We start from the raw sequence: 18,026 nt of genomic DNA, 5'->3' as shown, positions 1-18,026 counted from the left end.
ATTTATTGTTCTGATAATTCAAGTGCAAGTCTAAGATTTAAACTGTTTTCTGGTGATGAAATTGTAAAACCTAAAATATCTTCACAGTTATCTATACGGTATTTAACTGTATTTCGATGAATGAATAAGTCATTGGCCGTTTTAGTGATTTCGCATTGATTATTTAAAAATGTTTTTAGTGTTTTTCTGAGTTCTATATACATACTCTCAGAAGGGTAGGCTAAATCTTTAAGCATTTTTCGACAGAAGTAATTAATTTCTTCTGCATGCATATTGTCAAAAAGATTTAAGATTCCCTTAGGTTTGTAAAAGGCTACTGAGTTAGGGTTTGTTTTCTTTTTATTTTCATCAGAAATAATTTTTGCTTCAACTAAAGATGTTGATAACTGATCGATGCTATTACAAGATTGACCACATGCAAAAGTTAAATCAATAGGCAAAACTTGTTTGAGTTGTCCTGCTAATAGGATAAGAGAATCAGTTAAACTGTGCTGAGAAATATTATTTTGTAGCATGATAATTAATTGATTACTATTTTTTTCAGGGAAAATAAGAGCTTTTGGGAAGAAACTTGTAATTTTTTTATCTAACCATTGATAGGCAAGTTTCATTTTTTCTTCGTTAAGCTTAATTTTTAAAGAATCTGTACTAGAATGATCAATTGTGACATAAATAATCTGATAAAATTGTGAAAGTTGAATACCAAAATTTGTATCATAAGTTGACCAACTTTTATCATTGAGTAATTGATATTCTTGCCTTTCAATTAAGTTTAGAAAATAATCACTCTTAATTTGTTTTTTTGAATCTAGAACCTTATCATTTTTAAGAAGTACAAAGCTTAAGACAAGTAAAGCTTGATCAATAGCAAATTCAGAAACAGGATAAGGAATATTCTCAGGGGAGACAATGATCAGATAATAAGGAAAGAAATTATTACTTTTAATGGGATAAACAGCTATTTCAACCTGATTTTTATTACCTAAATCAATAAATTTGCTTGTTGATTGAAGTTCATGAGAGAAAGCTTTCTGCTTAATTAAATTCTTGATCAGCTCCATTGGAGATACTTGAAAATTATCTAAATTTTTAGAATAGGATACAGCTTCTTTAAAGGGATCTAAAAGAATGATGGGGCACTTAATGATGTTGCTAAATTCATTAACTATTTTTGAGAAGCTAGCATCATTTAAAATTAAATTAGAAAATTGTTTTTGAATATCTAGGGCGTAACTTATTTGCTCGGTTTTGGATTGATTAATAAAGCTATTAATTTGTTGAAGAACACCGCCTAAGGGAAGGGTTTCAGGTATTTGAACTAAAGCAAACTTTTTCTTATCCGCATAATCAATAATGTCAGAATCGATTTCTTCAATAAAACGCCCTACTTTGATACCTAGACCAGAAACATTAATATTGATTAAAGAATCAATTAATTCTTTTAGCATTGATTGGTTATCTTTATAAACCATAGCAGTTGTTAAAATAAAATTGTGACTGGAAGTAAAGTTAGCAATATCTGGTGTCTCACTAATCTCTACATTTTTAACAGGAATATCTAAATTAGCATGTTTGGTTAGTAATAAAAGATCAGAAAATCTGGGTAAAGTTAATATATCTCTTAAAGAATTCATCCTACATCACCTCGAAGTATATGTTAAATACTATTATATTATAAAGTTAAATTACTTGCGAACCGTTGTTCAAAGTGGACAAAAAAAATATAGAACAGTGCACTTTGACTAGTGAATTGATGGAATGATAAATAGATAATAGAAATAAAGGAGATGATAGGAATGCAACCTTTTAATACACCAACTAGAACTATTATGACACCAGGGCCTGTAGAGGCTTATCCATCTGTTTTAAGAGCAATGGCAACTCCTGTACTAGGCCAATTTGATCCAATTTTTTTAACTATTATGGATGAAGTTAAAGAGATGATAAAGATTCCTTTTCAAACAACTAATGAAGAGGCTTTTGCAATTGATGGGACTTCTCGTTCTGGGCTTGAAGCTGGATTAATAGCTCTAATAGAACCAGGAGACAAAGTATTAATCCCTGCTTATGGTCGTTTTGCTTATCTTTTAGGAGAGATTGCTGAAAGAGCTAAGGCGGAAGTTATTTATCTAGAAAAAGAATGGGACAGTGTTTTTTTAGCAAGTGACGTGATTAAAGCAATTGAAACTCATCAACCTAAAATAGTAGCGATGGTTCACGGGGAAACTGCTAATGGTCAAATGCAACCTTTAGCAAGTATTGGATCTTATTGCCGCGAAAATGATATCTTTTTTGTGGTTGATACTGTTGCAACTTATGGTGGCGTTGAAATCAAAGTAGATGAGTGGAAAATTGATATAGCTATTGCTGGCACTCAAAAATGTGTAAGTGTGCCATCTGGTTTATCCCTTATCACATATAATGACCGTGTAAAAAAAGTCATCGAATCTCGTTATCAACAAGAACTAGGTTTAAGTAAAGAGTTTAGAAATAAGCGACACATTAGTAGTAATTATCTTGATTTAAGCCAATTGCAACGTTATTGGGGAAATGAACGAATTAATCATCATACTGAAGCAACAAGTATGATTTATGCGCTTCATGAGGGATTAAGATTATTAACAAATGAAGGTATCGAAATGAGCTTTAAGCGTCATTTATTAAATGATAAAGCCATCCAAGCTGGAATTGAAGCTATGGGACTTAGTATATATGGGGATAAGAGTACAAAAATGCCAACTGTCACTCCAATCATGATTCCAAAAGGTATAGACGGAGACAGTGTAAGAGAAATGCTCTTAAATGAATTTGGAGTAGAAATTGCTTCATCGTTTGGCCCTCTTAAAGGAAAAGTTTGGCGAATTGGTAACATGGGATATAGTAGTCGGAAGGAAAATGTGCTACATGTTTTAGGTGCTCTTGAAGCAGCTTTAATTTATCAAGGAGCAGATATTAAAGTCGGAAAAGCAACTCAAGCAGCATTGGAAGTCTATTTGATGACATCTAAGTAAAACAGCTATGATGATGTAGCTGTTTTTTTGTGGCTTTATTTTGTATTTTTGATACAATAACAACATATGATATTTATTCAAAGGTATACTTTATGTCTATTAGATGTAAGCGTTTGAAAATAGGAGGGATATTTTGGAAAAGGTAAAAGGATTTAAAAAGTTTAATGTTGTTATGTTGCTATTGTTAAGTTTAGGTGTTTTTAGTCCAAGTTTAGGAGTTGTGGCAGAAACAACAGAGCAGACAGTAGCTTCTTCAGTTCAAGAATCAGAGTCAACACTGGATTCAACAGCTACAACAACTAGCGAAAATAAAGAAGTTGTTCCAGAAGAAAATACAGCACTAGCTACTGCAAAAAAAGAAACTAAAGCAGCTAGTAAAGGTATTGTTAGAATTATGCATACAAATGATATGCATGGTCGTATGGAATATTTAGAGGATAAATACAGTCCGTCAATTGGTTTAGGAAGAGTAAAGACGTTTAAAGATAACCAAAAACCAACACTTTTAGTTGATGCAGGGGACGCAATGCAAGGTTTGCCTATCTCAAACTACTCTAATGGAGTGGATATGGCTAAAGCTATGAATGCTGTCGGTTATGATGCTATGACTTTAGGAAATCATGAGTTTGACTTTGGCTTAGAGCAAGCCTTAATGTACAAAGATATTTTAAAATTCCCTATTGTTTCAGCTAATGTTTATAAAGATGGTGTCAGACCATTTGATCCTTATACAATTGTTGAAAAAGAAGTTGAGGGTGAGAAAAAACGATTTGCTTTAATCGGTTTAACAACACCTGAAACAACAGTTAAAACGCATCCCAATAATATTGTTGGAGTAACCTTTAAAAAACCAGCTCCAGTTGCAATTGAAACAATCAATTATATTGAAGAAAAAGATGGTGGAGCAGATTATTTTGTTTTCATGACTCACTTAGGAATTGATGAAACAACAGTTGAAGATGAAAGAAGTACTTATTTAGCAAGTCAGTTAGCAACTAATTTCCCAGATAAAAAAATCTTTATTGCTGATGGACATTCACATACAGCACTACCAGAAGGCATTAAATCAGGCCATGTGTTAATTGGGCAAACAGGAAATCATCTTAATAATGTAGGGATGATGACTGGTGATTATACAGCAGAAGAGCCAAAGCTCTCAGCTAAACTACATCCATTTAGTGAATTACAAGGACTAACTCCTGATCCAGCAGTAGAGGCAATTGTAGCAGAGGCAAAAGCTAAATTTGACCAAGAAATGTCTGGCGTTTTGATGGAGAATAATAAAATTTTATTTAATGGAGAAAGAGAAAATGTTAGAAGTAGAGAAACGAATTTAGGTAATTTAGTTGGAGATGCACTTTTAGCATACGGAAAAACAAGTTTTAAAGAACCTTCTGATTTTGCCATTATGAATGGTGGGGGACTTCGCCAGTCAATCAAACCTGGTAAAGTAACAAAAGGTGATGTTGTTGGTGTTATGCCATTTGGAAATATTGTTTCTCAAGTAAAAGTTAGTGGGAATGAAATCTATGCTATGTTTGAGCATTCACTACGTTCAATGCATGTAACAAATGATGCTGGTGAAGTTATTTTAGATGAAAATGGCTTCCCTAAACTTGGTGCTAACGGTGGTTTCTTACAAGTTTCAGATTCGATTGAAGTTTTATATGATTCAAACTTACAAGGAGCTGATCCTGCTACAGGACTAGCTGGTCAACGTGTTCACAGTATTAAAATCAAAGATGCAAGTGGAAATTTTGTGATAGTTCCAAGAACAGATGATTTGGTTTATAACATGGTTACAAATGACTTTCTTGCTGCTGGTGGTGATGGTTATTCAATGTTAGTTGGAAAACCTGTAGACGAGGGACCATCTATGGATGAAGTATTTATGAATTATATTACTAGCTTAGATGACAAAAAATTAGCAAGTTATGAAAAAGAGTTACCAATGACACGTATTATTTCTGCAAAAGCAGAAGCATTACCTGCTGAAGATAGAGAACAACAAGCACTAGCTAAAGCAATTGCTAGTCTAAAAGAATTAGATAAAGAAGAATTTACTGCTTTTAGTTGGGCAAAATTATCAAAAGAGATTGAAAAAGCAGAAGCAGCTTTAGCTTTAAAAGATGAAACAAAAGCCAAAACAGCTAAAGATTCATTACAACAAGTAACGAATGAACTAGTTGATATTAGTGAACTAAGAGAGCTAGTTAAAAAAGGCGACACATTAAAAGCAGCTGACTACAAAGTAATGGAATGGAAAGAATTTGAACTAGCTCTAAAAGAAGCGAAAGATCTTCTTGAAAAAGCTAAAGACGAAACAATTGAAGTAACAACAGAAGAAGTTATAAAAGTTTCTGAAAAATTAAATAAAGCTATGAAATCTTTAGTTCCTGTTAAGAAAGATACTGGCAAAGATGGTTCTAATTTACCAAAAACTGGTGAAGAAAAATCGTCAATTGCTTATATTGGACTTGGTTTAGTTGGTGTAACAGGTATTTATATTTATTCAAGAAATAAAAAAAATAAAGCTGCCTAAACTATTTAAAGGGCTGTGACTAGATTAAGTTACAGTCTTTTATTTTTTTATCGTTCAAATGTAAAAATTTAGTAAAAGAGATGACAAATTGACTAAGTTAAGGTACGATTAATAAGAATAGTTATTGATTTAGGAAGGTACTTGAGACACCTTATCTAAATGCGAAAAAAGGGAGAGTAAGATGAAAATCTTATTCTTTTTTTGTTGTTGATAACCATTATCAGTTAGAAATATGATATACTATGTGAGTCGTTTAACTTTCGGCAGAAATTATTTATTTATTGTTAAAGGAGTTTTTTTATGAAAGGTTTAAAAGTACAAGAATTAATTTCATCAGGGGTATACGCCACTGTTTATTTTTTTGTTGTTTTTATTGCTACTATGATTTTAAGGTTTACAGTGCCAACCTTTAATTCGCTTTTAATTCCAGCTTTATCTGCTTTATTATCTGGAGTAGTGTATTTAATGGTTGTTAATCGCATCCCTAAATTCGGAGCAATTACGATAGTAGGATCTATTATGGGAGTATTCTTTTTAGTTTTTGGTTACTTTCCATTAGCCTTTTTACCGAGTGTTGTATTTCCTTTACTAGCTGACATTGTGCAAAACAAAACTAAATTAGCTGATAAAGTAAAATTATTTACAAGTTATACGTTATTTAGTTTTGGTTTAACAGGTCCTATTTTACCTTTGTGGTTTATGAAAGAAGCTTATGTTGAGTCACTTCTAAAAAGAGGTAAAGATATGAGTTATGTTAATAGTGTGTTTGAACCAATTACAACAGGAACATTTTTCATTTCAATGGGATTAACAGTCATTTTTAGTATCATTGGTTTAATGATTGGCCAAAAAATTTATAATAAGCACTTTGCTAAAAAAACTAAAATAGGTTCAAAAGCATGAAATTAAAGGCAATTAAATTTGATCCAAGAAGTAAACTAGCCACAGTTATGTGTGCTAGTTTTCTTTTAATGTTGAGAGTTGATCCTATTGTTGAGGCTTTGTTTGTACTGATGATGTTTTTCCTTTTAACTTTAAATGGTGGCTTTAAAAAAGGGTTTCTTTTGAGTTTACTATATAGTGTGATTTTTTGTTTAGAAAGATTTTTATTTAAAGAAATTACTGGTCCTTTAACTGCTCTTTTTTCTTTCTTTTTGGCGGCCAATCGTTTATTAATACCACCAATTATGGGTGCGACATTTGCAGCTAATAATAATAAAATGAGTGAATGGATTGCGGCCATGAAGAAAATGAAAGTTCCAACTTTTATTGTTGTTCCTTTTTCTGTTGTTTGCAGATTCTTTCCAGTTTTAATTCAAGACTTTAAAGAAATTAGACGAGCAATGAAATTTAGAGGGATTGGAATTAACTCAATGGATTTAGTTAAGCATCCATTATTAACATTAGAATACATCATTGTGCCAATTCTTGTATCTGTAGAAAATACCTCTGTTGAACTTTCAGCAGCTTCACTAGTTAGAGGTTTAGGTAGTTTTAATTCACATACGAGTATTTATGAAATAAAATTTAAATTGCAAGATTATTTACTGATTCTTTTATTAATTCTATTTTTCGCAATTGAGGTGATTTAATAATGATAAAAATAGAAAAAGGCTCTCTAGCTTATGAAGGCGAACAAGTGCTTTCTGATATTAACTTAGAGGTGGTAGAAGGAGAATTTGTCGTTGTTTGTGGAGCAAGTGGTTGTGGTAAATCATCGTTGATTCGTATTTTAAACGGTTTAATCCCTGAATTATATGAAGGTGAATTAGAGGGCGATTTTATAGTCGATAATGAAAAGTTACCAACAGCTGATTTTCCAAATTTTGTAAAAGAAATTGGAGTCGTCTTTCAAAACCCAAAAACGCAATTTTTTATGAATGAGGTATTTTCCGAACTCGCTTTTGAAATGGAAAATTACGGTGTTGAAAGAGGGGAAATGCTCAGAAAAATTGACCGTATATCTGATATTTTTGAACTAAAGAATTATTGGCAAAAAAGTATGCACGAACTCTCAGGAGGAGAAAAACAACGAATCGCCTTTGCCTCATCTTGCATGATGCCTCATAAATTATTTTTATTAGATGAACCTTCTAGTAATTTAGATGAAAAACATATTGATTTAATCCAAAATCATTTGGAATGGCTAAAAAAAGAGGGCCATACAATTGTTGTTGCTGAGCATAGATTGTACTATTTAATGGATATGGCTGATCGTTTTATTTTTATGAAAGATGGTAGAATTGTTCATAATTTTACGAAAGAAATGATTTTAAACCTTTCTAAAGAAGAAGTGACTAAAAGAGGTTTGCGTTCATTAGAAAAGCCAGTTCTTGAAATAAAATATGATGATTGTTTGAATGAAGAAAATAAAAAGGAATTAGTTGCAGAAAATATTTCTTATTATTATAAAAAGGAACTAGGTGTTAGAGTAGACCAAGTTTCCTTTACCTCGGAAAAAGTTACAGGAGTAATAGGTCAGAACGGGGCTGGGAAAACTACTTTTTCTCAGTTAATGTCAGGTTTATTAAAATCAAAAACAGGTACGATTACATTTAATGGTCAAAAACAAAGCACTAAAGAGTTACTTAAAAAAAGTTTTATGGTAATGCAAGACGTTAACTTACAATTATTTTTTGAAACAGTTAAAAAAGAAATGACAGCAAAAGCTAATCGCTTAGAGGCTTTTGATGAAGTTGTTAAAACTTTAGAACTTGAAAATTTATTAGATAGACACCCTCAAACTCTTTCAGGAGGGCAAAAACAGCGTGTAGCTATTGCCACAGCCGTTTTATCAGGTAAAGAGATTATCATACTAGATGAGCCTACAAGTGGCCTTGATTTAAGACATATGATTGAAGTGGCTGAGTTAATAAAAAAATTAAAACAATATCAAGTCATTATTATGATAGTATCTCACGATAAAGAGTTTTTATCACTTTGCTGTGATGATGTCATTGAGATAGAGAATAATCAACTCATTCAAAAATAAATTCTAGAGATGTTATTAATTAGCTTATAGTTATGCTAAAATGAAGTATAAATGAATAAAAAGGGGGCAAGGTATTGGGATTACTTTGGTTTATTATTATGATTTTAATACCCGTGATTTGCTTTTCCTATTGGATCTTTTTCAGACCAACTAGTTTATGGACAGGTTTTTTCTTTACTGTTTTATTAGGGTCTTTATACTTAACACTAATTATTAACGTTGAAAAAATCAGTACTCAGGTAGCTATATGGATAGCCATGCCAGCTATCATACTAATTTTACTTGTTGGTTTTTTTGGAATGTTTACTGGTGTTGTTGCACTCTTTTGGAATCAAAGAGTGTTATTAAAAAGAGAAAGTTTTTCATTAGGAAATCTGTTACCAATGATTGTAGCTGTTGGTCTGTTGCTGTTTCAAATTTTATTACTTGTAGCTGCTATTTATATTAATAACCCTTGGCTACATTTACTATCGTTCTTAGTTGGTCTTTTTTTTGGTTATACTATTTCTTTGTTCTTTTTCTACTTTGTTACATCTGTTCTGTACAATCATTTTCCATTAACAGGTAAGGTTGATTATATTATTGTTCTTGGTGCTGGACTGATTGATGGAGAACGTGTAACACCGCTTTTAGCAAGTCGAATTGATGCTGGAGTTGCTTTATACAATAAGCAAAAACAAAAAAAAGGATACGAACCAACAATTATTCTTTCAGGTGGACAAGGTGCTGATGAAAAAATCTCTGAGGCACAAGCCATGTATAATTATATAATTGAAAAAGAATATGAGTTGGGTGAAGTTTATTTAGAAGAAAAGTCAACGAATACAAAAGAAAATTTACAGTTTTCTGAAAAACTTATTTATCAGAAAGATAGTATTAAAAACTTAAATAAAAAAAATATCGTGATTGCTTCTAATAATTATCATGTCTTACGTGCAGGAAAGCTAGCTAGCAAGTTAGGTATTTTTGCTCGAGGTGTTGGTTCTAAAACGAAATTGTATTATTTACCGACTGCTTTTATTAGAGAATACATTGGGTATTTGGCTTTAACAAAGAAACGACATATCTGGTTTTTCGGTATTGTCCTTGCTGGAGTCGGCTTACTTGGAATTTTACAATTTATCATTTTGAATATGTAGAAATATACTAAAAGAAGAGAAAGTCATCATTTGATGATTTCCTCTTCTTTTTTATTTTAAAATTTAACTTGTTTTCTTTTTTGTTCTTTGAAAATAGCAAGTTCTGAAACACCATTAGTTCTAAGTAATGTTTTCATTTCAGCAAATCCTAATTCATAATCTTCGGCTACATGAGCGTCAGACCCTAAAGTAAATAAAGTACCTCCAAGTGAAATATATAAAGGTACAGCATATTCATACAAATGTTTATTTCCATATTTAACAAAACTTTTGGCATTAAGTTCAAAAGCTAAATCAGCAGCAATTACTTGTTTGAATAATTGTATTAAAAGAGGTTCAGCTATTTTTTGGAACTCATCTACTGTGATATCAATTTGGCGCATACCATAATCAAAATGAGTTAATACATTAGTGTGAGGCATTTTCTCAACAGATATAATCATCTGCTCATAATATTCATGTATTAATCTTTTTTTCTCAAAAGTACGGACAATAGGATCCATAAAATCAATTTCATCATTTTGATGAGTACTTAACAATAATAAATCGTAGGGGTTATCTGCTAAAAAATCATTAATTCGCTCATCATGTTCTGGAACATAACCGATTTCAATCCCTCTTAGAATAGAGCGATTAAATTCTTGTTCACGTTTTTTTAATTCAGTTTCATAAAGAACAAAATCAGGAATATTATCAATAAAATTATCATAAGGATTATGAAAATCTAAATGTTCTGTTGTCACTAATTGCTTAGATGTTACCTTGAGATAATTTTCGATTTTTTCCTCAGAATCAAAAGAATGATGCGTATGTAAATGCTGATCGTAGTAAGTTTCCATGAGTAGCTGTCACTCCCAATAAATTTTTATTTCTTTACTCATCATAGCTTGTTGAATAGAAAGTCACAAGAGAAAAAGTATTTCATTTATTGTTAATAAAAATGACAATAGTTCTTAAAATTTTCTGAGTATTTAAAGAAAGCTCACAAAAGCACGAACTTTTTTGATATAGTTAGAATAGTAAATTTTTATTGTAAGTTAGAAAGGGATTTTGAATGAAAAAGTTTAGTTTGAATTTAGTTAAAATTGTAACAACAGCGCTTATGTTTATAGGTGTCTCAGGAATAAAAGCTTATGCTGAGGAACAACCAAGTATGATGGATTTGATACATCAATCAAATTATAATGTCATCGAATCGGATAAACCTAAATCAGCAGTTTTAATAGATGCGAATACAGGAAAATTACTTTGGAGTGAAAATCCTGATGTCGCTCACAATCCAGCAAGTATTATGAAATTAATGGCTGTTTATTTAACTTATGAAGCCATGGAACAAGGAAAATTTGACCTTGATACAAAAGTAAAAGCAACCAATCGTCATCAACAAATCGCAAATATTTATGAAATTAGTAATAATAAAATTATTGAAGGCGTGGAATATCCTGTTAGAGAATTAATTCCTATGGCTTTAGTCCCGTCATCAAATGTGGCAACTATGATGCTTGCAGAATTAGTTGAACCTGATGCAGTTGTCTTCTTAAAAATGATGAACGACAAAGCCAAAGAATTAGGGATGACAAACACAACAATTGTTAATGCTACAGGGGCTGAAATTTCAGCTTTTAGAGGTTTATACGCCATTGAGGGTGTTGACCAAAGTCCTTTAAATGTTAATGGTTCAAATGTCACAACAGCTAGAGATTTTTCGATTTTTACTTATAATTTATTGAAAAATTATCCTCAAATTTTAGATTATACGAAAACACCAACTGTCACAACTATGCAAGGAACTCCTTATGAAGAAAGTTTTACAACTTATAATTACTCAGTTCCTGGTGCTGAAAGCGATGAACGTGATAGAAGTATTAATTATCATTTTGAAGGTGTCGATGGATTAAAAACAGGTTCAAGTCCATCAGGTGCTTTTAATATAGATATGACGGCTAAAAGAGGGGACTTACGATTAATTGCGATTGTTTTTGGTGTTGGTGATTGGGCAGATCAAACAGGTGAGTTTAAACGTCATCCTTTTGCAAATGCCATGTTAAATTATGGTTTTAATAATTTCGAAGTGAAAGAAATTTTACCAGCAGGTGAACAAGAACTAGATGAAAGAAAAATTGATGTCAAAACAGCTTTAGTTGACACAGTAAAAAAAGGTGATACACCAAAAGTAACTTTTGCTTCAGAAGAAACGTTAAAAGTTGAAAATAGTTTACCTCAAGTCACAGATAAAATTGCTCCTGTTACAGGGGAGTTTGAGGAAGAGCAAACGATTTTTAGTAAGAAATCAAAAAAAGAAACTGGTTTTGACATTGTTGATTTATCACATCCAATTACTAAATGGGTAGGGATTGTCATGGGAATTATTATTCTGTTAATGTTGATTTTAATTATCTTTTTAGTTAGAGATAACAAAAAAAGAAAAAGAGCGCGTCAAAATCGTAGAGAAAGAAATGAAGAACTGTTAAAATAAATTATCACACATTAGGAGGTAGTTATTTTGGATTCTTATGAATTAAGTAATGGTTTAAATATTCCAAAAATCGGATTTGGAACATGGCAAACACCTGACGGAGATGTAGCCGAAAGCTCAGTTACACACGCTTTAAAGGCTGGTTATCGTCATATTGATACTGCAGCTATTTATGGTAACGAAGAAAGTGTTGGCCGAGCTATTAAGAAAAGTGGTATTGATCGAAGTGAATTGTTTATTACAACAAAACTTTGGAACAATAATCACTCTTATGAAAAAGCTAAGCTTGCGATTGACGAATCATTAGCTAAATTAGATTTGGATTATGTAGATTTATATTTAATCCACTGGCCTAATCCAGTTGATTTACGTCCTGATTTTGCAACAGGTAATGCTGAGAGCTGGCGTGCTATGGAAGAGGCAGTTGCTGAGGGCAAGATTAAGGCAATCGGAGTTTCGAACTTCCATCCTCATCATATAGATGCGTTACTTAAAACAGCGAAAATCAAACCCGTTGTTAATCAAATCTTTTTAAACCCAAGTGATATGCAACCAGAAATTGTGTCATATTGCCGAGAAAAAGATATTTTACTGGAAGCCTATAGCCCACTTGGTACAGGGAAAATATTTGAAGTTGATAGCTTAAAAGAGTTAGCAGCTAAATATAATAAAACAGTGGCTCAAGTTGTTTTAAGATGGTCACTACAACATGGTTTCTTACCACTACCAAAATCAGTTACAGAATCTAGAATTAAAGAAAATATCCAAGTCTTCGATTTTGAATTATCAAAAGAAGATATGGAAACAATTGATCAGTTAAGAGGGACTGCTGGACTTGCTTTAAATCCAGATGAAACCACATTTTAATAAGGATAAGAAAGCGATACTAAAAAAAGTATCGCTTTTTTGTTTCTTAGTTGAAACTTGTTATTATTTACTATAGTATTTAAAAGGAAAGAGGGTGACAAGATGAAAAAACTAATGAAACTTATATCAAATCGCGCCATTATTATTGGTTTATTAATTTTGTTTCAGTTAGGGTTATTATTTGCTATTATATTTAGATTTCAAGAGTATTTCGTATATTTTTATAGTACTTATATAATTGTATCAGCAGCTGTTATTATTAAGATTGTTAACAATCGAAGTAATCCGGCCTATAAGATTGCTTGGATTATTCCAATTATGCTAATTCCGATTTTTGGAACAGTTATTTATCTTGTCTTTGGTCGAGTTCGTTTCTCAAGAGATGATAAGGAAATCATGTCACGGATTCAAGAAAAAGAAAAAAATGCTAATTTAACAACTGTTAAAGATATTAAGATTGACGATGGTAACATGGATGCTATTATTCAATCTAATTATCTAACAAAATACGGTGAGGGTGCTTTATTTAAAAATACGACAAGTGAATATTTTCCTCTTGGAGAACAAGCTTTTGAAGCCATGCTTGTGGAACTTGAAAAAGCTGAAAAGTATATCTTTATGGAGTATTTTATTGTTGAAGAAGGAAAAATGTGGAATGCTCTTCTTGACGTGTTAGAAAGAAAAGCTAAAGCTGGCTTAGATGTCAGATTTATTTATGATGATTTTGGTTGTTTAACAACATTGCCACATCATTACTACCGAAAATTAGAGAATATGGGTATTAAATGCTGTGTCTTCAATCCGTTTATTCCAGTATTATCACCAATCTTCAACAACCGAAACCATAGAAAAATTGCTGTAATTGACGGAAAAGTTGCCTTTACTGGCGGGATTAATTTAGCTGACGAATATATTAATGAAGTTGAGCGCTTTGGCCATTGGAAGGATAATTCCATTATGGTTAAAGGAGATGCTGCTTGGGGATTCACTTTATTATTCTTATCTCTATGGGAATTTGTTTATAAAGGTGATGACGATTTAGCAGACTTTTATCCGGAATTTAAAGAAGAAGAGTTACCAGTAAGTCATGGTTACTATCAACCTTACGTGGACTCACCTTTTGATAATGAAACAGTAGGGATGAATGTTTACTTAAACCTAATTAACAAAGCAAAAGATTCAGTTTTAATCACAACACCGTACTTAATTATTGATAACTTATTAATGGAAGCTTTGTGTACAGCTGCTAAAGGTGGAGTTGATGTCCGAATTATAGTACCTCACAAACCTGATAAATGGTATGTCCATGCGGTTACAAAATCAAATTATGCTCAGTTAATTGAAGCTGGAGTTAAAATTTTTGAGTACACACCTGGATTTATTCATTCGAAAACATTTGTTGTAGATGGTCTATATGCAACAGTTGGAACAGTCAACTTAGACTATCGTAGTTTATTCCTACATTTTGAGTGTGGTGTTTGGATGTATAAAACAGCTGCTGTTGGAGATGTGTTAAAAGATCATCTAGAAACAGAAAGTGTCAGTCAATTAATTACTTTAGAAGAAGCCGAAAATATTAAATGGCCAGTTCGTATGGGACGTGCTGTATTGTCAGTATTCTCACCACTTTTATAAAAAATATAGTCTAAAAAGGCCAGCTCTGATGAGTTGGTCTTTTTTTCAATCATAAAATTACTTTTATAAAAAGGTTTTGTGTTATGATACTGAGTATAAATAAGTAGAAAGAAGAGTGAAGAAATGGTAGAAGTTTATTTAGATCATGCAGCAACAACGCCAATGCATCCAGAAGTCATTGAAGAAATGACTCGCATCATGGCTAACGTTTTCGGTAACCCATCTAGTATCCACGGGTTTGGACGCAAAGCGTCATTTGAACTGGAGATGGCGCGTGAGGAAATTTCCCAGTCAATTAACTGTCACTCAACAGAAATTATATTTAATAGTGGAGGAACTGAAGGGGATAATACAGCGATTATTCAAACAGCTCTGACTCAAAAAGATAAAGGGAAACATATTATTTCCACAAATGCTGAACACAGCGCAGTAACGCATTCGCTTGATTATTTAGAAACACTAGGTTTTGAAATCACTCTACTTCCTGTTAATGAAACAGGAGGGATAACTGTTGAACAAGTAGCAGCAGCTCTAAGAGATGATACGATTTTAGTAACGACAATGTTTGGTAATAATGAAGTTGGAACTATTAATCCAATATGCAAGATTGGTGAGTTATTAGAAGAGCATCAAGCCTTATTTCATACAGATGCTGTGCAAGCTTTTGGAACTGAAAAAATAGATGTTAAAGAATTAAAAGTAGATTATTTAAGCGTTTCAGGACATAAAATAAATGGACCAAAAGGTGTAGGCTTTTTATATATTAAAAAGGGGCGCGTTGTGCCAATTATGATTCATGGCGGTGACCAAGAAGAGAAAAAACGAGCTGGAACAGAAAATTTAGCAGGAATTGCTGGCTTAAAAAAAGCAATTACCTTATTAAGCGAAGAACAAAAACTAGCTAATAAAGAAAAATACTTAGCATACAGAGAAATTATTTTATCAAAACTAAGAGAAGAAAATATTGATTTTGAAGTAAATGGTAGTGAAGATAACCACTTAGCTCATATTTTAAATATTTGGTTTAAAGGAGTTAAAAGTAACTTACTGTTATCTAAATTAGATTTATTAGGCTATGCTATTTCAACAGGCTCAGCTTGTAGTGCAGGAACCGTAGCACCGTCACCTGTTATTCTAGCAATGAAACCTGAAACAAAAGAAGCCGCCTCAGAGTCTATTAGAATTAGTTTTGGTTACGGTTTAACTTCTGAGGATATTGAGATGTTCTCAGAAAAATTAGCAGAAACAATTAAAAGTTTAGTCTAAGAAATGACTACCAATTCTTATTGTTTTTGTTATAATTAATGTAAGAAAACTTAAGGAGGAGTCCCATGTCTTTTTTAGATAAAGCAACAGTTGAAGGCTCAAAACAATATTATAAAGTAAGTGACAAAGCAAGACCTTACTCATTTAAAGATTATGGTTTTACAGAAACCAAATCAGGTAATTTTCAATTAGCAAGACCACTTGATACAAATCCTCAAAACAAACAAAGCCCTAAATTAAAAATCACAGTGGCAAAAGATTTAAAAACATTAAAAATGTCAATCACAACAGCTAATGGACTAAAAAGCTTAAATATTTTTAACGGTGACCAACATGCTGAAAAACGTGATCAATTTAAATATATCATGGCAGATATGATTCATTATGGATGTTTTGAAGAAGTAAAATAAAAATTAAAAATAGTGAGTTTGGGTTTAGGCTCAAACTCATTTTTTTAGTTTAGAAAAATGTAAAGTGAGGTTTATTGAATTGGGAGCAGAACTTAATCAAAAACTATTTAGTGCAGCAGATAATTTAAGAAGTAAAATGGATGCATCAGAATATAAAAACTACTTATTAGGCTTGATTTTCTATAAGTATTTATCAGACAAATTATTAGTGGAAGTAGTGGAACAAGCTGGAGAGAGTTTAGATGATTATCCAACAGCAAAAGAGCAAACTGTTTTGTTTGAAGAATTATTAAATGATGATGACACTAGGAGCGATTTGATTGGCACGTTAAACGACACATTGAATTACATGATTGAACCAGAATTTTTATTTAATGTTTTAGCGGATGAAGCTAAACAAAATCTTTTCCAATTAACAGATTTAAGAAAAGCGTTTTCTAATCTTTCAAATAACTATGACCAATTTATTGGTTTATTTGATGATGTGGATTTATCATCAAGAAAGCTTGGAAATGATGAGCAACAACAAAATATTACAATTAGTGAAGTTCTAAAGAAATTAGATGAAGTTGATGTTTTAGGTCATGATGGAGATGTTATCGGAGATGCCTATGAATTTCTAATTGGCCAATTTGCATCAGAAGCTGGAAAAAAAGCAGGGGAATTCTACACACCAAAAGAAGTCTCTGTTATGATGGCACGAATCGCAGCAATCGGTCAGGAAGATAAACCTTTGCTTAGTGTATTTGACCCGACTATGGGATCAGGATCTTTGATGTTACATATTAGAGACTATATTAAACATCCAGAAAGTGTAAAATATCATGGTCAAGAGATGAATACAACTACCTTTAACTTAGCAAAAATGAATTTGATTTTACATGGTGTCGAAAAAGAAGATATGAATTTAAGAAATGGAGATACATTAAATAAAGATTGGCCAACAGATGAACCTTATACGTTTGATTCTGTTGTTATGAATCCACCTTATTCTGCTAAATGGTCAGCAGATAATACTTTCTTAGATGATTCTCGTTTTAATCGCTACGGAAAATTAGCACCAAAATCAAAAGCAGATTTTGCCTTTTTATTACATGGTTTTTATCATTTGAAAGATACTGGAACAATGGCTATCGTTTTACCACATGGTGTGTTATTTAGAGGAGCAGCAGAAGGTGTTATTCGTAAAAAATTATTAGAAGATGGTAGTATTGATGCAATTATTGGTATGCCAGCGAATTTATTCTTTGGAACATCGATACCAACAACAGTTATTATTATGAAAAAAAATAAAACAACTAGAGATGTATTGTTTATTGACGCCAGTCAAGAATTTACTAAAGAAAAAAATCAAAATAAACTTTCTAATGAACATATTGATAAAATTGTTGAAACCTACAAAAAACGAGAAAACATTGAAAAATACTCTCATGTAGCAACATTTGATGAAATTAAAGAAAATGATTTTAACTTAAATATACCTAGATATGTGGATACATTTGAAGAAGAAGAACCAATTGATATGGCAGAAATCGGACTTGAGATGAAAGAAATTAGAGCCAAGAAAAAGGAAGTTAATGCCGAAATATTAAGTATGTTAAAAGAATTAACTTATAGTGAAGAAGATGCTGAGTGGATGCAAGGAGCATTAGATATATTCTCTGAGGATTAGTTTAAAAGGAGTGAGA

At 31.8% G+C, this 18,026-nt stretch carries 14 protein-coding genes; 12 read left to right on the top strand and 2 right to left on the bottom strand.

Features of this window, described 5'->3' with window-relative positions; all coding sequences use genetic code 11:
• Nucleotides 1-2: 2 nt before the first annotated feature.
• The gene (locus tag DFR54_RS01665) at nucleotides 3-1,634 is read right to left on the bottom strand and encodes a PucR family transcriptional regulator (RefSeq protein WP_114288629.1); all 1,632 of its coding nucleotides are present in this window, start codon (nucleotides 1,632-1,634) and stop codon (nucleotides 3-5) included.
• Nucleotides 1,635-1,796: 162 nt separating this feature from the next.
• Between DFR54_RS01665 and DFR54_RS01660 the strand changes: the two genes are divergently transcribed.
• From DFR54_RS01660 to DFR54_RS01635, 6 genes are all read left to right on the top strand, one after another.
• Nucleotides 1,797-3,011: a pyridoxal-phosphate-dependent aminotransferase family protein gene (locus DFR54_RS01660; RefSeq protein ID WP_114288628.1), complete on the top strand. Its 1,215-nt coding sequence runs from the start codon at nucleotides 1,797-1,799 to the stop codon at nucleotides 3,009-3,011.
• Nucleotides 3,012-3,144: 133 nt separating this feature from the next.
• The gene (locus tag DFR54_RS01655) at nucleotides 3,145-5,553 is read left to right on the top strand and encodes a 5'-nucleotidase C-terminal domain-containing protein (RefSeq protein WP_114288627.1); all 2,409 of its coding nucleotides are present in this window, start codon (nucleotides 3,145-3,147) and stop codon (nucleotides 5,551-5,553) included.
• A 300-nt stretch (nucleotides 5,554-5,853) separates the two neighbouring features.
• Nucleotides 5,854-6,456: an MptD family putative ECF transporter S component gene (locus tag DFR54_RS01650; protein WP_114288626.1), complete on the top strand. Its 603-nt coding sequence runs from the start codon at nucleotides 5,854-5,856 to the stop codon at nucleotides 6,454-6,456.
• The gene (locus DFR54_RS01645) at nucleotides 6,453-7,145 is read left to right on the top strand and encodes an energy-coupling factor transporter transmembrane component T family protein (protein WP_114288625.1); all 693 of its coding nucleotides are present in this window, start codon (nucleotides 6,453-6,455) and stop codon (nucleotides 7,143-7,145) included. Before DFR54_RS01650 ends, DFR54_RS01645 begins: the two co-directional genes overlap by 4 nt.
• A 2-nt stretch (nucleotides 7,146-7,147) precedes the next feature.
• Nucleotides 7,148-8,545, top strand: a complete 1,398-nt coding sequence (locus DFR54_RS01640; protein ID WP_114288624.1) for an ABC transporter ATP-binding protein — start codon at nucleotides 7,148-7,150, stop codon at nucleotides 8,543-8,545.
• Between the two features lie 74 nt (nucleotides 8,546-8,619).
• The gene (locus DFR54_RS01635) at nucleotides 8,620-9,684 is read left to right on the top strand and encodes a YdcF family protein (RefSeq protein WP_114288623.1); all 1,065 of its coding nucleotides are present in this window, start codon (nucleotides 8,620-8,622) and stop codon (nucleotides 9,682-9,684) included.
• A 56-nt stretch (nucleotides 9,685-9,740) separates the two neighbouring features.
• Here DFR54_RS01635 and DFR54_RS01630 read toward each other — a convergent pair whose 3' ends face one another.
• A complete protein-coding gene (locus DFR54_RS01630; protein ID WP_114288622.1) occupies nucleotides 9,741-10,523 on the bottom strand; it encodes a PHP domain-containing protein in 783 nt (260 codons plus the stop codon).
• A 215-nt stretch (nucleotides 10,524-10,738) separates the two neighbouring features.
• On the opposite strand from DFR54_RS01630, the gene DFR54_RS01625 reads away from it, so the two are divergent.
• From DFR54_RS01625 to DFR54_RS01600, 6 genes are all read left to right on the top strand, one after another.
• Nucleotides 10,739-12,160, top strand: coding sequence for a DUF1958 domain-containing protein (locus tag DFR54_RS01625; protein WP_114288621.1), 1,422 nt, complete (start codon nucleotides 10,739-10,741; stop codon nucleotides 12,158-12,160).
• A 24-nt stretch (nucleotides 12,161-12,184) separates the two neighbouring features.
• Nucleotides 12,185-13,027, top strand: coding sequence for an aldo/keto reductase (locus tag DFR54_RS01620; RefSeq protein ID WP_114288620.1), 843 nt, complete (start codon nucleotides 12,185-12,187; stop codon nucleotides 13,025-13,027).
• 102 nt (nucleotides 13,028-13,129) lie between these two features.
• Entirely contained in the window at nucleotides 13,130-14,662 is a 1,533-nt protein-coding gene (gene cls, locus DFR54_RS01615; RefSeq protein ID WP_086342853.1) for a cardiolipin synthase, read from the top strand.
• A 123-nt stretch (nucleotides 14,663-14,785) separates the two neighbouring features.
• Nucleotides 14,786-15,928 (top strand): cysteine desulfurase family protein, encoded by a 1,143-nt coding sequence (locus tag DFR54_RS01610; protein WP_114288619.1) that lies wholly within the window; start codon nucleotides 14,786-14,788, stop codon nucleotides 15,926-15,928.
• Nucleotides 15,929-15,993: 65 nt separating this feature from the next.
• Nucleotides 15,994-16,338, top strand: coding sequence for a cysteine desulfurase (locus tag DFR54_RS01605; RefSeq protein ID WP_114288618.1), 345 nt, complete (start codon nucleotides 15,994-15,996; stop codon nucleotides 16,336-16,338).
• A gap of 79 nt (nucleotides 16,339-16,417) precedes the next feature.
• Nucleotides 16,418-18,010 carry a type I restriction-modification system subunit M gene (locus DFR54_RS01600; RefSeq protein ID WP_114288617.1) on the top strand — a complete coding sequence of 531 codons (1,593 nt, stop codon included), beginning with the start codon at nucleotides 16,418-16,420 and terminating at the stop codon, nucleotides 18,008-18,010.
• The last annotated feature ends 16 nt before the right edge of the window (nucleotides 18,011-18,026 follow it).

It is taken from the genome of Vagococcus fluvialis (assembly GCF_003337315.1).
In the GTDB taxonomy this organism is placed as follows: Bacteria; Bacillota; Bacilli; order Lactobacillales; family Vagococcaceae; genus Vagococcus; species Vagococcus fluvialis.
This window is presented reverse-complemented; position numbering and strand designations above follow the sequence as displayed.

Excerpts from the sequence above, each read along its gene's own strand:
- DFR54_RS01665 (WP_114288629.1), bottom strand. The coding sequence starts at position 1,634 with ATGAATTCTTTAAGAGATATATTAACTTTACCCAGATTTTCTGATCTT.
- DFR54_RS01660 (WP_114288628.1), top strand. The coding sequence starts at position 1,797 with ATGCAACCTTTTAATACACCAACTAGAACTATTATGACACCAGGGCCT.
- DFR54_RS01650 (WP_114288626.1), top strand. The coding sequence starts at position 5,854 with ATGAAAGGTTTAAAAGTACAAGAATTAATTTCATCAGGGGTATACGCC.
- DFR54_RS01645 (WP_114288625.1), top strand. The coding sequence starts at position 6,453 with ATGAAATTAAAGGCAATTAAATTTGATCCAAGAAGTAAACTAGCCACA.
- DFR54_RS01640 (WP_114288624.1), top strand. The coding sequence starts at position 7,148 with ATGATAAAAATAGAAAAAGGCTCTCTAGCTTATGAAGGCGAACAAGTG.
- DFR54_RS01630 (WP_114288622.1), bottom strand. The coding sequence starts at position 10,523 with ATGGAAACTTACTACGATCAGCATTTACATACGCATCATTCTTTTGAT.
- DFR54_RS01625 (WP_114288621.1), top strand. The coding sequence starts at position 10,739 with ATGAAAAAGTTTAGTTTGAATTTAGTTAAAATTGTAACAACAGCGCTT.
- cls (WP_086342853.1), top strand. The coding sequence starts at position 13,130 with ATGAAAAAACTAATGAAACTTATATCAAATCGCGCCATTATTATTGGT.
- DFR54_RS01610 (WP_114288619.1), top strand. The coding sequence starts at position 14,786 with ATGGTAGAAGTTTATTTAGATCATGCAGCAACAACGCCAATGCATCCA.
- DFR54_RS01605 (WP_114288618.1), top strand. The coding sequence starts at position 15,994 with ATGTCTTTTTTAGATAAAGCAACAGTTGAAGGCTCAAAACAATATTAT.